Raw genomic sequence first — 15639 nt, forward strand, 5'->3', positions numbered from 1 at the left:
ATCGTCCATGTCACACCTGTGGGAGGGGGCTTGCTCCCTCCCACATTTTGGCCTGTGTCGCCTCAACGAATGATTGCTCATGGCCCGATCTGGCAGATGCACAGTCAGTCAATGGAGAATGCCCCAAGTGTCCTTAAGCTCAGATCGAAAGGGTATTTATCAACCGGTTTTCAGAACCTTATGCTTCGGCTCATTCCGTTGAATATCGAGCCGCTCATGACCCTTCGCCGCCCGTTTGCTGCTGTATTAGGATCGCTGGTTTTCTCCATCGCCGTGAGCGCCGACGCCCAGGAGACCCTGCGTATCGGCTATCAGAAATCCTCAACCCTGATCACCCTGCTGAAAACCCAGGGCACCCTGGAATAAGCCCTCAACGCCGACCACATCGACGTCAGCTGGCCGATATTCGGGTAATCGTGGTGGACCGCGGCCCGCAAATCGCAGCATCCATGGGCGATGGCACACGCCCGTCAATCATCGAAGCCAGCCGGGAATTGGGACTGCAATGGATACTGAATACTTCGGTGGCCTCGGTGGATGCCGGCGGGGTGAAGCATTATGTTCCGCCGAGAGACCGCGCCGGACTCTAATCCCGGCTCGGCCCCTTTGCAGCCGTATAGTCGCCTGTGTATGAATAACCCTAATATAGCTAAACCATCTAAAAAACTGTCAATTATGACAGTACCCAACCACACTTACTCCCTCTACCTTTAAATCACTTCAATACTTCACTACCTATTGAAGATTTATAACTGAATAGCCGTTCACTTCAGCCAAGCCTTATACAAGGAGTACTGACATGGCATTTGTAAAAAACTATAAAGGATATGACATACATAAAGATCTAACAGGAGGGCGTTATGAAGGCGACAAATTAGTCGACCAATCAGAAGCTTACCGCTTTGAAAAAGATGGGGAAGCTAGCACCCTAACTTACGATTCCCTAAGCCGCATCGAGCAAGTCATTGACGATTGGGAAGCTCAAGACGACGACGAACCAAGAGATAGAGACGAATATTGATACACCAAGCAAAGTGGTCCTTACCCCAAAAACAACCACAGGGGATTTTATCTATTGATAAATCCCCTGTGGTATTTGTATGCACCGCGCTTACTTCACTGCCCTCTAGGTGCCTCACTACATGAGGAATGCCTGGCTACACTCGAATCCCACTATTGCGTCACCACACCCGTCCCAAACCGCCGAATCGCCAGGCAATATCCCACCAACGCCAGCGCCGCCAGCAACCCGCCCGCCGCGCCGATCCAGGCGAAGCCGAAGTGGCTGCCGACCCAACTGCCCATCAACGCGCCACCGCCGATGCCGATGTTGTAGATACCGGAGAACATCGCCATGGCCACGTCGGTGGCGTCCGGTGCAAGCACCAGCACTTTGGACTGCATGGCCAGGCCAAAGCCCATGATCGCCATGCCCCAGAAAATGCTCAACACCACCAGGTAGGATTCAGCACCGCTCAACGGCAGCATCAGCGCCAGGCACGCGGCGAGGATGAACACTGCGCCGATCACGAACAGGTGCGGGTTGAAGCGGTGCACCAGGCTGAACAACAACGAGCCGATAATGCCGGCACCACCAAACACCAAGAGAATCAACGTCACCGCACTGCCACCCAGCCCGGCGACGCCTTCGACGAAGGGTTCGATGTAGCTGTAAGCGGTAAATTGCGCGGTGACGGTCATCGCGGTCAGCACGTAGAGCGCCACCAGTGCAGGGCGCTTGAACAGCAGCGGCAGGCTACGCAGGGAGCCGGAGTTCTGGCTCGGCAACGGCGGCAGGGTGCGCGCCAGCCAGAACACCAGGGCCGCGGCGAACGCGGCGATCACCAGAAACGTGGTACGCCAGCCCATGGCCTCGCCAAGCAGGCGGCCTAAGGGAATGCCCAGCACCATCGCCAGGGACGTGCCCGTGGCCAACAGGCCAAGGGCCTGCACCTGCTTGCCCTCCGGCGCCAGGCGCACGGCCAGCGAGGCGGTGATCGACCAGAACAGGGCATGGGCCAGGGCGATGCCGACGCGACTGACCATCAGCAGGCCGAAGCTGGTGGCGACGCTGGAGAGGATATGGCTGGCGATAAACAGGCCAAACAATACGATCAGCAGCTTGCGCCGTTCGACGTTGCGGGTCAGCAGCATCACCGGCAGCGAGGTCAGGGACACGATCCACGCATAGATGGTGAGCATCAGACCGACGCTGGCCACGGGCATGTCGAAGCTGGCGCCAATGGCGCTGAGCAACCCGACAGGCACGAATTCGGTGGTATTGAACACAAACGCGGCCAGCGCGAGGGCGATGACCGGTTGCCAATTGGCTTGGGGGGTTGAGGCTGAAAGGCTCATTGACGGGCGGGGTACTCTGGCGATGATCAAGCGGCCACCCAGGACAAGCGCCGCCGCCGAGCATTCTATAGGTTTCTCGCACGGCTGTTGATGCGGATCGTCGCCCGATGGCTTATGGCGACGTCATGGTAATGATGTAGTTGCCGGACTCAATGGGCTTGCCGGCAGCGTCTACCAGCAGATAGCGCTGGTCGTAATAGCGCCCCTCGCCGCTGTCTGCCACCAGCCGCACATGGGCCGCATTGACGCTGGCCACCGGCGCCACATGGCGCACCTCGAAGCGGCTGCCGCGACTCAGTCTGGCACAGCCGCGCAGTTCCATCACCGACCCGCTGCGCGCATTTGTCGCACACCCCGGCTCGACGATGGCGCCAGTGAACCTGATCGTGCCCTGCCCGACTGTCTGCGCCGCGCCGCAGGTGCTTGCCCATAGGCAAAGAAGGCCTGTCACTACCGCAAATCGACGAACGTTCATGCCGAGACTCCTTCTTGGGTTAGTAAGAAGTTAGTCGTCGGCGCAGCGGTTAACTTGAGCTTATTTGTCTGGGAATGAGAGGTGCATCACGGATCCACCTGCCCCATCAACTCAGGGATGGTTTCCGGGCGCTGGGCATAACGCTGAGCCAGCGCCGCGCACACCATCAGCTGGATCTGGTGAAACAGCATCAACGGTAAAATCAGCACGCCCATGCTCGCCCCGGCGAACAGCACCTGCGCCATGGGCACGCCGGTCGCCAGGCTTTTCTTCGAGCCGCAGAACAGGATGGTGATGCGGTCTTCCTGGCTGAAACCGAATGCCTTGCCCAACAACGTGGACGCTACCAGCACCAACGCGAGCAATACGCAGCAGGCAACTACCAGACCGCCCAGTTGCCACAGAGGGATCTGGTGCCAGATGCCCTCATTGACCGCTTCGCTGAATGCGCCATAGACCACCAGCAGGATCGAGCCCTGGTCGACAAATTTCAGCCAGGATTTGTTGCGCCCGACCCAGTCGCCGATCCAGCGGCGGGCGATTTGCCCGGCAATGAATGGCAGCAGCAACTGCACGCTGATCTTCAGGATCGCGTCGACGGTGGAGCCGCCATCGCCGTGTACGTTCAGCAGCAGCGCCACCAGCAGCGGGGTCAGGAAGATACCGAACAGGCTGGAAGCCGCCGCACTGCAAATCGCCGCCGGGATATTGCCGCGGGCCAGGGACGTGAAGGCAATCGCTGATTGCACAGTGGCCGGCAACGCGCACAGATAGAGCATGCCCATGTACAGCTCAGTGCCGATCAGCGGCGACAGCACCGGCTTGAGCGCCAGGCCCAGCAACGGGAACAGCACAAAGGTCAGGCTGAACACCAACAGATGCAGGCGCCAGTGGCCGGCGCCGGCGACGATGGCCTGGCGCGACAGCTTGGCGCCGTGCAGGAAAAACAGCAGCGCGATGGCCAGGTTGGTCACCCAGCCGAAGGCCACGGCGGTCTGGCCGCTGGCCGGCAGCAGGGAGGCAAGGATCACTGTGGCGATCAGGGTCAGGGTGAAGTTGTCGGGCAGAAAGCGCGGGCGGGTCATAAGCAAATCTTCCAGGGGTTGCCAAGAGCGTCCCGGCGACTCTAACGTAACGATCCTTTACCGACTAACGCCAATGAGCCAGTAAATGCCGCCAAAAGGACATGAAAAAACCGTGCGGCGCAGTGTGCCCGGGCTTTCCAGCCTGCCACGGCCGGTGTATGGGCGTACCGAATCCTTGCCCAATCGTGCGCTGACAAGACGGCACAGCCACCCGTGGGTGCAGTTGTCCTACGCGATTTCCGGGGTGCTGGAGATCCACACCAGCGTCGGCCGTTTCGTCGCGCCCCCGCAGCGCGCCGTCTGGATTCCGGCAGGCATGCCCCATCGTGTGTTCAGTTCGCCCCATACCGAAATGCGCAGCTTGTACCTCGATTGCAGCGTCACTGCCTGGGCGGCCGAACGGTGTCAGGTGCTGGAAGTGAGCAGTTTGTTGCGCGAGTTGATCCGTAATTTCAGCCAAGTGCCGGTGGAATATGCTGAAGATGGGCCGGATGGGCGCCTGGCCCAGGTGCTGCTCGACCAACTTGCAGCCGCCCCCCAGGTGGATTTGATGCTGCCGCTACCCCATGACCCGCGGCTACGGCAGATTTACCGCAGCTTGAACCTGCACCCCGAGCAGCAGACCACCCTGGGGGATTGGAGCCCCAGTCTGGGCGTCAGCGAAAAGACCCTCAGCCGCTTGTTCCTCAAGGACACTGGGCTGACGTTTCGCGCGTGGCGCCAGCGCCTGCGACTGCTGAGCGCCCTGCCCGCCCTGGAGCGAGGCGAGCGGGTGACAGATGTGGCGTTGGGGTGTGGCTATGAATCGACCTCAGCGTTTATCAATGCATTTCGTCAGCAGTTCGATTCCACCCCCGGTGAGTTCTTCCGCTGACCCTCCCACGACGCAAATAATCCCCAAACCCACGCTCGGCTGGTATTGTGCCGCGCTTTGAAACACAGCAACCGACTGCGAGGAAATGGACGTTGAACACTGACGAAAAAATGACCGGGGACCTGTTCGAGGTCGATAAGCGCCTGTCACTCAAGCCCGTGGTGGACTTCAACGCCTACCTGCGCAGCGCCTTCGGCGATGGCCCCTGCACGTGCGTGCGTTGCGCTGCCAGTGGCGGTGACGAAAGCGACTATGAGTTCCAGCACACCTTCACTTTCGACGCCAAGCCGGTGCATCGCCGTTTCGCTTCGACGGCGGGCAGCGATGTGTTGATGGCGTTGAAAAAGGCATGGCTGTCGTACACCAAGGCCGAGTTGCCGCTCAGTGGCGTGCTGGTGCTGGACACGGTCAAGGAGTTTGTCGAGCCGCAGTTGCACAAGCGCCTGGCGCCGTTGTTCGTGGCCAGTGGCTTGGTCAAGGATGTGGACGGCGAGTTGCGTATTCAGCCGCAAGCCATGGCCTGACACATCAAAAGGCGCCTGTGCGCAGCCCATCAATGGTCGCCGCGACTCTGAGCGAGCAAATGGTCGACCACGCTGCCCAGGCTGCCCACCTCATCGGCACCGTCGGCGCGGGCCTGGGCGTACCAACGTAACTGTTCGGTGGCACTGTTGCCGCGCCGCAGCAGCGCTTGCAGCGTATCGAACAGCCGCGGCTCGCTCAGGGCCTCTGCGGTGGCACCGAACGTCTGGCGCGCGCAGTGCAACCATTGTTCGGCGCTGCCCATGGCGCCTGTGTCGTCCAACGCAAAGTGGCCGCCCGCGCCGTAGCGTTTGGCCTGCCAGCGATTTTCCTTGAGCAGCCAGCGCGTTTGCGCACAGAACCCGGCGCCGGGTCGCTCAAGGCCGCAGGCATGGGTGACCATGACGCGAAACAGCGTGGCCAGGGCCAGGGCATCCGCCAACCGCGGGCAGGCGTCGGTCATGCGCAGTTCAAGGGTTGGGTAACGCGCCGCCGGGCGGATGCCCCACCAGCCGTTGCCATCGGCCTTGATTGCACCCATGCGATGCAGCAACGCGAGGTAGCGCAGGTATTCGTTCCAGTCGGCGAAATGTTCCGGCACGCCCATGCGCGGCCATTCATCACAAGCGCCCTGGCGGTAGCTCATAAAGCCGCTGGGCGCGCCATCCCACAATGGCGAGGAGCAACTGAGCAGCAACAGCAGCGGCAGCCACGGTGACACCTGGTTCATCACGGCGATGCGGTCATGGGTGTGCGGCACCTGCACGTGCACATGCAGCCCGCACAATACGCTGCGCCGCGCTACGTATTGAATATCGTCGAACAACTGCTGGAAATGGGCTTGGTCAGTAGGCCGCTGTTCGCGCCAGTCGGCCAACGGATGGCTGCCGGCACACACCACGCCGAGGCCAAATTCACCCAGGCGCTGCGCCAGATTGCGGCGCACTGTCGCCAGGTAATCCGCGGCTTCAGCGCTGGCACTGAATACCGGTGACGCGACCTCGATCTGGCCCTGGAACATTTCATACGCAAAGCCCGCGCCGATCGCCTCACGACACGCCGCCAGCACCGCTGTCGAAGGCTCGCCGAGCATCCGGCGAGTGTGCAGATTGGTGATGAAGTATTCTTCTTCGATGCCGAAAGTGAGCATCAAGGGTCAACGCAGTCGGGTAACGGTGAGCGCAACCACCGCGATGCGCTCCACACGTTCATAGCCAGGTTTTTCCAGCTCCTCGCCGAAGACATCAGGATCCAGTTCGCGGTAGGTCCAGCCGTAGGCATCACTGCCCAGCAACGGCTTGACCGCGCCAAGGAAAGGATCGCCACCCGCCACCATCGCCACTCCGGTATACAGCAACAGGCTGCCGCCCAGGGCCAGGCGTGCGAGGGATTCGCTGACGATTCGCACCGACAGCTGCTCCCCCAACGCCCCGCCACCATGGCGATAGGCACGCTGGCGGTCATCATTCATGTACGGCGGGTTGGCGACGATCAGGTCGAACTGCCCTTCGACGCTGGCCAGCACGTCACTGTGGTACACGCTGACATTATTCAACCCGGCCAGCTCGGCGTTCACGGCGGTCAGGCGCAGGGCACGCGGGTTGATGTCCACCGCCAGCACCTGGGCGTCATGCCTGGCCCGGGCAACCACCAAGGCACCCACACCGGCGCCACAGCCAATGTCCACCGCACGCTTGAGCGGTTCGAAACGCTGCTGCAAATGGGCTTCGATCACCTGGGCAAAACGGTAGCTGTCGGGGCCGAAGAACACCGCATCCGCTTGTACCGTGGGATACGGCGAATGGGCGAACAGCAGATCGTCGAGGCTCGACCAACGCACCGTGCTGCGCCATAAGGCATCGTGCTTTTCGATCACATCGGCTTGCTGCAACTCTTCGCGAAACGCCTCGGGCAACAGGTCGTGGTCGAACGGCATCGACCAGCCGAATACGTCGCGCAGCGTCATCGCCAGCGGCGTCGCCAAACGCCGGTAGACGCGCTCATGGGTCAAGGGCGTCGGCGTAATGAAGCGGTAACCGCTTTCCTTCAACCCCCGGCCCAGGTTCAGCAAGGCACGATCAGCGAGTTGTTGGGCAGACATAGGCACATTCCTTAGCGCAAACGCGCACGCAGTTGGATAAAGCGGCGGGTGGCGTACAAGCCTGCGGGGCTGCTGTGGCGCCGCGCTGACATCCATGGGATCAGCGCACTGAGCTGTTGCTCGTCGGGCAGGTTCCACAGTGAATCGGCCAGGGCCTGGGTGTCGGGGTCCGCCGGGCATTGCTGCTCGCGGGCAAGTCGACTGCCGCGCCCCGGTCGAACCGGCGGCACGCGCTGGCCGCTGGCCCAGTCACCGGCGATCCAGTCATGCAGCAGCTGTTTTTCCGCCGCGCTGAATACCCCGAACATCGCCGCGCCGGCCCCCTCGATCAACTGCCAGAAACGGCTGTCGGCGGGGTCCTGGTTGCGCTTGATCCAGCCCTTGTCCTGCAAGGCTGTGAGGAAATCGCCGATCTGCCCCGGCTTGGCCAGCCATTGGTTGACGGTCTTGCCTTCGAAGCGGCAGTAGTCCGAATGCATGTGCTGGCCGAAAGTGCGTTTGCGCTCAAGCATCGCGACCACTTCGTCGTGCAGGTTGAACTGCTGGATGACAGCCGTGGTACCCGGGCCAAGATCGTTGAGGCGATACCCAGCGGCGACGCGGCGGTAGAACGCGGCCCTGCCCTCGCCCAGCGGCAGCAGGCCCAACACCGATTGCGCGGCCTTGCTGGCGTGGCCGCTGCTGGCGTTATCGATGGTCACGTGGAGGGTGAAGTAATAGGGGTCGATGCCCAGTTCGCTGAGTTCGTAAGCGGTGATCAGCAGGTGCAGCGGCAACTGTTCGTAGCCCAGGTTGTAGCCGATGACTTCCGGCAGGAATTGGTCGGCGCACAGGCCCAGGGCCAGCTGCAGCGCACCTTGCAGGTAGTGCTCGTCCTCAAGGCCGGCTTCGCTGTCGGCATCGTGGTCGCTGAGCAACTTGCGATAGATCACCACGTGGTTCTGCGCGGCTTCACCGTCGCCCAATTCCTCCAGATAGGTAGTGAGCAAGCCGTCGAAGCGCTGGTCTTGCCAATAGTGCAGCAGGCCGTAGAGCCAGGCGCCATCCACCTGTTTGGTCGGTGCCACACGCTGCAGGACATACAACGCGTGGGCTTTGTTGTGAAAATAACGCCGTGGCCGGCCTTGCTGGCGCTGCTCAAGGTAGTCGGCATAGGCCTGGGCCACGACGGCGCAGCGCTGTTCGACCCAGGCCGCCAGGTGTTCGGGCGCTTCAGGCAAGTCGCAGTCGGTTTCCTCTACCTGGGCCAATTGATCCTGCAGGTAGTCACGCGCCAGTTCGGCGGCGTCTGGCGTTTCGCCGTACAGCTGTCGATACACCCGTTGATGGTGGCCTTGGGCCGAGTCGGTGAGAGAGGCCGGCTGGCCTGACAGCGCTGTAAGGAGTGTCATGATGGCAGTTTCCGCAAAGTCCGTTACAACGGGCCTTCCACAAGGTGGCCCCGCAAGAGCGCTCAACTTCACGCGCTTCTAGAATGCAGAGCGTCGGGGCGTGCGGAAAATTCAAATGAGGTTATGAAGGGGCGGATAAGCGGTCGCAGTGAAGGCGCTCGCTGATGAAATACGAAGGCGGGAGGCTCAGGGATATTCTTGCCGGGCGTGCAATACGTTGACTATTTCGATCCGCTCAGCAGTCACTCTATACACCAGCACATAATTGGGATGTACAACCACCTCACGAGTACCTGGGACCCGGCCGCACGGATACAGATAGGGGTGCTCAGCCAATGGTAGAGGCGCGCCTTCCAGGCGGGTCTTGATGCGTCGTGCAGCGCCGGGGTTTTCTGCTGCGATAAAAGTCACGATATCAATCAGGTCGCCGATGGCTTCGTCAAGCCAAACAACGGCCAACATCAAGCCTTGGCCCGCTGCTCAAGCTCTGCTTTCAGAATAATCGCCTCAACTCGTGCCATGACCTCGTCATGAGGTACACCGGGGCCGGGGTTGGCCAAGCTTTTTTCGACTTTTTTACGAAACCAGAGATCATGACTACTCGCCTGCTCTTCGGTTTCAAACTCGGAAACAATTGGGGAAAGTGGAACACCCATCAGATAACCTCCTGTATGAATGCTCAGCAGTTTAGTCGTAACCTGGCAGGCTGTCTCGAACCACCGGATGAAATGCAGGGTGTCGCACTTCAAGCTTCAAACAAAACGGCACGTAAACGTGCCGTTGCGTCGTACTCACTCAGCGCTGTTACTTGCGCGCCGCCTCCCACTGTTTAAGCAGATCGTTGTAGTTCACGGTTTCACCCTTGGGCTTCTCGTTTGCCAGTTTCGGCTTCGGCGCGCCCGGCTGGTCGAACCAGTATTGCGCGTCACGCTCGGGGTTCATTTTCGGGCCGCACACCGGTTGCACCTTGGAGCGTTCCAGGCGCGTCATGATCGCGTCCTGCTCCTTGGCCAGATTGTCCAGCGCCTGTTGCGGGGTTTTCTCGCCGCTGGCGGCGGCGGCGATGTTGCTCCACCACAATTGCGCCAGGCGTGGGTAGTCCGGCACGTTGGTGCCGGTTGGCGACCACTCGGTGCGCGCCGGGCTGCGGTAGAACTCCACCAGGCCACCGAGCTTGGGCGCCATGTCGGTCATGGCTTGGGAGTTGATATCAGACTCCCGAATCGGCGTCAGGCCAACGATGGTCTTCTTCAGCGACACGGTTTTGGAGGTCACGAACTGCGCGTACAGCCAGGCCGCGAGTTTCTGTTTTTCAGGCGTGGACTTGAGGAAGGTCCAGGAGCCTACGTCCTGATAGCCCTTCTTCATGCCCTTTTCCCAGTACGGCCCGACCGGCGACGGCGCCATGCGCCATTTCGGCGTACCGTCGGCATTCACCACCGGCAAGCCCGGCTTGACCATGTCGGCGGTAAACGCGGTGTACCAGAAGATCTGCTGGGCAATGTTGCCCTGGGACGGCACCGGGCCGGATTCGGAGAAGGTCATGCCCGCCGCTTCCGGCGGCGCGTAGGCTTTCATCCAATCCACATATTTTTGTGTGGCGAACACCGCCGCCGGGCCGTTGGTGTCGCCGCCGCGGGTCACGCTGGAACCCACCGGGTGGCAGTCCTCCACACGAATGCCCCACTCGTCCACCGGCAAGCCGTTGGGCAAACCCTTGTCACCGCCGCCGGCCATGGAAAACCACGCATCGGTAAAGCGCCAGCCCAGGGACGGGTCTTTCTTGCCGTAGTCCATGTGCCCGTAGATGCGCTTTCCGTCGATTTCCTTGACGTCTTCGCTGAAGAATTTGGCGATGTCTTCATAGGCCGACCAGTTCACCGGGACGCCGAGGTCGTAGCCGTATTTTTCCTTGAACTTGGCTTTCAGCTCCGGGCGTTCGAACCAGTCGGCGCGGAACCAGTAGAGGTTGGCGAACTGCTGGTCGGGCAGCTGATAGATCTTGCCGTCCGGCGCGGTGGTGAAGGACAGGCCGATAAAGTCCTTGAGGTCCAGGGTTGGCGAGGTGAAGTCCTTGCCTTCGTTGGCCATCAGGTCGGTGATGGACTCGGTCTTGCCGTAGCGAAAGTGCGTACCGATCAGGTCCGAGTCATTGACCCAGCCGTCATAGATATTCTTGTCGGACTGCATCTGGGTTTGCAGCTTCTCCACCACGTCGCCTTCCTGCAGCAGGTCGTGGGTCAGCTTGATCCCGGTAATTTCACTGAACGCCTTGGCCAGTACCTTGGATTCGTACTCGTGGGTGGTGAGGGTTTCCGACACCACGTTGATCTTCATCCCACGGAAGGGCTCCGACGCCTTGATAAACCACTTCAACTCCTCAAGCTGTTGGGCTTCGGTGAGGGTCGAGGGTTTGAACTCGCTGCCGATCCATTTTTTCGCGGCATCTTCATACGCATCGGCCCAGGCCGAAGCGCTCAAACCGCTGAGGGCCAGTACGGCGGCCAATGAAATGCTATGTCGCAGCTTATTGTTTTTATTCAACATAGAGACCTCCTGGTTGTTTATTCATAAGGGCATTAGCCCCAACGCATCACACTCAACAGCCATAACAGGGAGAGCGCGGACGCCACCCAGATGCTCCAGTCGGTAACGCCGATGACCAGCAAATGCAGGTAGGCGCTGCCGAGAAGACCGATAAACAAGCGATCACCACGGGTGGTGCTGATCGGCAGCAACCCGCGCCGAGGAATGCTCGGCGAACGCAGTTCCCAGGTGGTCATGCCCGCCAGAATCAGGGCGATGCCACCAAAGAACAGCGCAGTGGGGGTGGTCCAGGCCATCCATTCCATCATCGATTCCTCTAGACCCGGCCCAGGGCAAAGCCCTTGGCCACGTGGTTGCGAACAAACCAGATCACCAACATGCCCGGGAGGATAGTCAATACCCCCGCTGCCGCCAGTACCCCCCAATCAATACCCGACGCAGAGACCGTGCGGGTCATTACCGCCGCGATGGGCTTGGCGTTGACCGAAGTCAGCGTGCGCGCCAGCAGCAGTTCGACCCAGGAAAACATAAAGCAGAAAAACGCAGTCACCCCGATGCCGGAGCCGATCAACGGAATAAAGATCTTCACGAAGAACTTGGGAAAACTATAGCCATCGATGTAGGCGGTTTCGTCGATTTCCTTGGGCACGCCGGACATGAAGCCTTCAAGGATCCACACCGCCAACGGCACGTTGAACAGGCAGTGAGCCAGGGCCACGGCGATGTGCGTATCGAACAGGCCGATGGAGGAATACAGCTGGAAAAACGGCAGCAGAAACACCGCCGGCGGCGCCATGCGGTTGGTCAGCAGCCAGAAGAACAGGTGCTTGTCACCCAGGAAGCGGTAGCGCGAGAACGCATAGGCCGCCGGCAGCGCCACGCTCAGAGAGATCACCGTGTTCAGGCTCACGTAGTACAGCGAGTTGAGATAGCCGGTGTACCAGCTCGGGTCGGTGAAGATCACTTTGTAGTTGGCCAGGGTGAAATCCTGGGGAAACAGGGTCAGGCCGCCGAGGATTTCGGTGTTGCTCTTGAACGACATGTTCAGCAGCCAGTAGATCGGCACCAGCAGGAACAGGATATAAATCAGTAACGGAATAAGCTTGCGCTTGCTCATGTTGGCGGCCTCAGCGGTTGGCGTCGGAATGGGTCATGGCGGTGTAGAACAGCCAGGACACCAACAGGATGATCAGGAAATACACCAGCGAAAACGCCGCCGCCGGGCCCAGGTCGAATTGGCCTACGGCCATCTGGGTGAGCGTCTGACTCAAGAAAGTGGTGGCGTTCCCCGGGCCGCCCCCCGTGAGTACGAAAGGCTCGGTGTAGATCATGAAACTGTCCATGAAGCGCAGCATCACCGCGATCAACAGCACGCTTTTCATCTTCGGCAACTGGATATGTCGGAACACTGCCCAGGCCGATGCACGATCAATCCGCGCGGCCTGATAGTAGACATCCGGAATGGCCCTTAAACCCGAGTAGCACAGCAGCGCCACCAACGAGGTCCAGTGCCACACATCCATCACCAGCACGGTGACCCAGGCGTCCATGGTGTTGGCCGCATAGTTGTAGCTGATGCCCATGGCGTTGAGGGTCGAACCCAGCAGGCCGATGTCGGCACGGCCAAAGATCTGCCAGATGGTGCCGACCACGTTCCATGGAATCAGCAGCGGAATGGCGAGGATAATCAGCACCAGTGATGACCAGCGTCCTTTGGTCGGCATGGTCAAGGCGATGGCGATGCCCAGCGGGATTTCAATCAGCAGCACGCAGGCCGAGTAGATGAACTGGCGCAGCAACGAGTCGTGCAGGCGCGGATCAAGCAGCACCTGCTTGTACCAGTCGGCCCCGACGAAGTAGCGGCTGGACTGGTCGAAAATATCCTGCACCGAGTAATTGACCACGGTCATCATCGGGATCACCGCACTGAACGCCACCAGCAGGAACACCGGCAACACCAGCCACCAGGCCTTGTTGTTCTGCACCTTGTTCATGGCGCCACCTCCAGCAGGTAATCGTCGGCGTAAAGCATCAGCCATTGCGCGGGGAAGCTGATGGACGCCCTGCCCTCCGGCACCGGTTTGTCTTCGGCCAGGCGCACTTTGAGCGTGGCGCCGTCGAGGTTGAGGGTCATGATCTTGTAGGTGCCCAAGTCCTCCACATGCGTGACGTCGGCTTGCAGGGCGTCAGGGTTGTGGTCATCCCATACATGGATAAATTCCGGGCGGATGCCAACCTGGAGTTTTTTGCAGTCGGTCGCATGGATACGTTGCTGCAACGCGTCGGACAACGGCAGCAGTGTGTTGGCAAAGCCTACGCCGCCAGGCTTGGCCTGCACTTCGATCAGATTCATCCCAGGGCTGCCGATGAAATAGCCGACAAAGGTGTGGCTCGGCCGCTCGAACAACTCACGCGGTGTGCCGAACTGCACGATCTGCCCGCCGTACATCACCGCGATCTTGTCGGCGAAGGTGGAGGCTTCCAGTTGGTCGTGGGTGACGTAGACCATGGTGATATTGAACTGCTCATGGATCTGCTTGAGCTTGCGCCGCAGTTTCCATTTCAGGTGCGGGTCGATCACCGTCAGCGGCTCGTCGAACAGGATCGCCGACACGTCATCGCGCACCAGACCACGGCCCATGGAGACTTTCTGCTTTTCGTCGGCGGTGAGGTTGCGGGCTTTTTTGCTCAGCAGGGTTTGCAGGTCCAGCACTTCGGCAATTTCCTGCACCTTGCTGTGGATTTTCGCCTCGGCCATGCCCTGGTTTCGCAGCGGGAAGGCCAGGTTATCGAACACCGTCATGGTGTCGTACACCACCGGGAACTGGAATACCTGGGCGATATTGCGTTTCTCCGGAGTGAGGTCGTTGACCACCTGGGTATCGAACAGCACCTGGCCTTCAGAGGGGCTGAGCAGGCCGGAGATGATATTGAGCAACGTGGACTTGCCGCAGCCCGACGGCCCGAGCAACGCGTAGGCACCGCCCTGCTCCCACACATGGTTCATTTCCCGAATGGCGTAGTCGTCAGGCCCTTTTGGCGTGGGGCTATAGCTATGGGCCAGGTTACGCAAATGGATCTCGGCCATCAGGCAACCCTCGCAACACGGCGCCCGGGGGCCTGGACCAAACGGCCCTGTCCATCGAACACAAACAGTTTATGGGTGGGGATATACACGCGGATCGGCGCGTCCACATCGTACTCATGCACCCCCGGCAAGTGCAGCACCAGCAGGAAGTGCTCGCTGCGCACATGCAGGAAGGTTTCCGAGCCGCTGATCTCGGCGACTTCCACGGTCACCGCCAGCTCCAGGTCATCGTCATTGCTCGGTACCAGGCTGATATGGCTGGGACGCACGCCGAAACGGAACTCGCCCTCGCCGATGGGGCGCAGGTCGACGTTGAGTGGGAAATGCACGAAATTGGCGAAGCTCACTTCGTTGCCGCTGATGCGCCCTGGCATCAGGTTGATCGGCGGTTCGGAGAACAGCTCAGCGGCCAGAACGGTTTGCGGCTGGTGATAGACCTCGGCGGCCTTGCCGCTCTGGATCACCCGGCCTTCGTGAAGAATGGTGGTGGTGCCACCCAGGGCCAGGGCCTCGTTGGGTTCGGTGGTAGCGTAAATGGCGATGGTGTGGCGCGCTTTGAACAGTTCGCGCATTTCCTGACGCAGCTCTTCGCGCAGTTTGTAGTCCAGGTTCACCAGGGGCTCATCGAACAGAATCAGTTCGGCGTCTTTGACCAGGGCGCGGGCCATGGCGGTGCGCTGCTGCTGGCCACCGGACAGTTCCAGCGGGTGGCGTTGCAGGAACTTCTCGATGCGCAGCATCCTGGCGGTTTCCAGCACCTTGCTCTGGATCAGCTCGTTGGACACACCGGCCTGGCGCAACGGCGAGGCGATGTTCTCGAATACGGTCATGGTGGGATAGTTGATGAACTGCTGGTAGACCATCGACACATTGCGCAGGCGTACCGGCTTTTGCGTAACGTCTACGCCGTTCATCAGGATGCGGCCGCTGTCGGGCTTGTCCAGACCGGCCATCAGGCGCATCAGACTGGTTTTGCCGGACAGGGTGCGACCGAGCAAGACGTTGAAAGAGCCGGCTTCAAAACGCAGGTTGGCGTCGTCGATCCAGGTTTGGCCGTCGACAACGCGGGAGACATGTTCCAGGGTCAATGACATGACACGACCTTTTTATTATTGGAATGAATCTGGCCAGGTGTCAGAGCGAGTTTCGTGCCAAAACTGCAAGCGCTTGATGCGTAAGGGAATGGGCTAATGGTGAT

At 60.3% G+C, this 15639-nt stretch carries 17 protein-coding genes and 2 pseudogenes; 5 read left to right on the plus strand and 14 right to left on the minus strand.

Features of this window, described 5'->3' with window-relative positions; genetic code table 11:
• Positions 1 to 216 precede the first annotated feature (216 nt).
• The 3 genes and pseudogenes from LJX92_RS14835 to LJX92_RS14845 form a co-directional block, all read left to right on the plus strand.
• A pseudogene (locus LJX92_RS14835) lies at positions 217 to 363 on the plus strand (ABC transporter substrate-binding protein); the annotation flags it as partial.
• Positions 364 to 398: 35 nt separating this feature from the next.
• Positions 399 to 551, plus strand: a pseudogene (locus tag LJX92_RS14840) (NAD(P)/FAD-dependent oxidoreductase); the annotation flags it as partial.
• Positions 552 to 799: 248 nt separating this feature from the next.
• On the plus strand, positions 800 to 1021 hold the full coding sequence (locus tag LJX92_RS14845) for a hypothetical protein (RefSeq protein ID WP_032880737.1): 222 nt from the start codon (positions 800 to 802) through the stop codon (positions 1019 to 1021).
• Positions 1022 to 1173: 152 nt separating this feature from the next.
• On the opposite strand, the gene LJX92_RS14850 is transcribed toward LJX92_RS14845, so the two are convergent.
• The 3 genes from LJX92_RS14850 to LJX92_RS14860 form a co-directional block, all read right to left on the minus strand.
• Complete coding sequence (locus LJX92_RS14850; protein WP_228308496.1) at positions 1174 to 2358, minus strand: sugar transporter; 1185 nt, start codon at positions 2356 to 2358, stop codon at positions 1174 to 1176.
• A gap of 112 nt (positions 2359 to 2470) precedes the next feature.
• Positions 2471 to 2833 carry a type 1 fimbrial protein gene (locus LJX92_RS14855; RefSeq protein WP_228308497.1) on the minus strand — a complete coding sequence of 121 codons (363 nt, stop codon included), beginning with the start codon at positions 2831 to 2833 and terminating at the stop codon, positions 2471 to 2473.
• A gap of 86 nt (positions 2834 to 2919) precedes the next feature.
• Positions 2920 to 3918 carry a bile acid:sodium symporter family protein gene (locus tag LJX92_RS14860; protein WP_148853876.1) on the minus strand — a complete coding sequence of 333 codons (999 nt, stop codon included), beginning with the start codon at positions 3916 to 3918 and terminating at the stop codon, positions 2920 to 2922.
• Positions 3919 to 4003: 85 nt separating this feature from the next.
• Between LJX92_RS14860 and LJX92_RS14865 the strand changes: the two genes are divergently transcribed.
• Positions 4004 to 4792, plus strand: coding sequence for an AraC family transcriptional regulator (locus LJX92_RS14865; protein WP_228308498.1), 789 nt, complete (start codon positions 4004 to 4006; stop codon positions 4790 to 4792).
• A gap of 92 nt (positions 4793 to 4884) precedes the next feature.
• Positions 4885 to 5316: a hypothetical protein gene (locus tag LJX92_RS14870; protein ID WP_228308499.1), complete on the plus strand. Its 432-nt coding sequence runs from the start codon at positions 4885 to 4887 to the stop codon at positions 5314 to 5316.
• Positions 5317 to 5345: 29 nt separating this feature from the next.
• Here the strand turns inward: LJX92_RS14870 and LJX92_RS14875 are convergent, their stop codons facing one another.
• The 11 genes from LJX92_RS14875 to LJX92_RS14925 form a co-directional block, all read right to left on the minus strand.
• Positions 5346 to 6464, minus strand: coding sequence for a carboxylate-amine ligase (locus LJX92_RS14875; protein WP_228308500.1), 1119 nt, complete (start codon positions 6462 to 6464; stop codon positions 5346 to 5348).
• A gap of 6 nt (positions 6465 to 6470) precedes the next feature.
• Positions 6471 to 7415, minus strand: coding sequence for a methyltransferase (locus tag LJX92_RS14880; protein ID WP_228308501.1), 945 nt, complete (start codon positions 7413 to 7415; stop codon positions 6471 to 6473).
• An 11-nt stretch (positions 7416 to 7426) separates the two neighbouring features.
• The gene (locus LJX92_RS14885) at positions 7427 to 8806 is read right to left on the minus strand and encodes an iron-containing redox enzyme family protein (RefSeq protein WP_228308502.1); all 1380 of its coding nucleotides are present in this window, start codon (positions 8804 to 8806) and stop codon (positions 7427 to 7429) included.
• 186 nt (positions 8807 to 8992) lie between these two features.
• Positions 8993 to 9268 carry a type II toxin-antitoxin system RelE/ParE family toxin gene (locus tag LJX92_RS14890; RefSeq protein ID WP_032880728.1) on the minus strand — a complete coding sequence of 92 codons (276 nt, stop codon included), beginning with the start codon at positions 9266 to 9268 and terminating at the stop codon, positions 8993 to 8995.
• Positions 9268 to 9462, minus strand: a complete 195-nt coding sequence (locus LJX92_RS14895) for a stability determinant (RefSeq protein ID WP_228308503.1) — start codon at positions 9460 to 9462, stop codon at positions 9268 to 9270. Before LJX92_RS14895 ends, LJX92_RS14890 begins: the two co-directional genes overlap by 1 nt.
• A 148-nt stretch (positions 9463 to 9610) precedes the next feature.
• Positions 9611 to 11353, minus strand: coding sequence for an ABC transporter substrate-binding protein (locus tag LJX92_RS14900; RefSeq protein WP_003192009.1), 1743 nt, complete (start codon positions 11351 to 11353; stop codon positions 9611 to 9613).
• Between the two features lie 32 nt (positions 11354 to 11385).
• Positions 11386 to 11658 carry a DUF2160 domain-containing protein gene (locus LJX92_RS14905; protein ID WP_003192011.1) on the minus strand — a complete coding sequence of 91 codons (273 nt, stop codon included), beginning with the start codon at positions 11656 to 11658 and terminating at the stop codon, positions 11386 to 11388.
• 11 nt (positions 11659 to 11669) lie between these two features.
• Positions 11670 to 12470 (minus strand): carbohydrate ABC transporter permease, encoded by an 801-nt coding sequence (locus LJX92_RS14910; RefSeq protein WP_003232361.1) that lies wholly within the window; start codon positions 12468 to 12470, stop codon positions 11670 to 11672.
• Between the two features lie 10 nt (positions 12471 to 12480).
• Positions 12481 to 13347 (minus strand): carbohydrate ABC transporter permease, encoded by an 867-nt coding sequence (locus tag LJX92_RS14915; protein WP_005789024.1) that lies wholly within the window; start codon positions 13345 to 13347, stop codon positions 12481 to 12483.
• Positions 13344 to 14441: an ABC transporter ATP-binding protein gene (locus tag LJX92_RS14920; RefSeq protein ID WP_148853871.1), complete on the minus strand. Its 1098-nt coding sequence runs from the start codon at positions 14439 to 14441 to the stop codon at positions 13344 to 13346. Before LJX92_RS14920 ends, LJX92_RS14915 begins: the two co-directional genes overlap by 4 nt.
• A complete protein-coding gene (locus tag LJX92_RS14925) occupies positions 14441 to 15535 on the minus strand; it encodes an ABC transporter ATP-binding protein (RefSeq protein ID WP_057703149.1) in 1095 nt (364 codons plus the stop codon). Before LJX92_RS14925 ends, LJX92_RS14920 begins: the two co-directional genes overlap by 1 nt.
• Between the last annotated feature and the right edge of the window lie 104 nt (positions 15536 to 15639).

The organism is Pseudomonas sp. HN8-3 (assembly GCF_020790195.1).
GTDB lineage: Bacteria > Pseudomonadota > Gammaproteobacteria > Pseudomonadales > Pseudomonadaceae > Aquipseudomonas > Aquipseudomonas synxantha_A.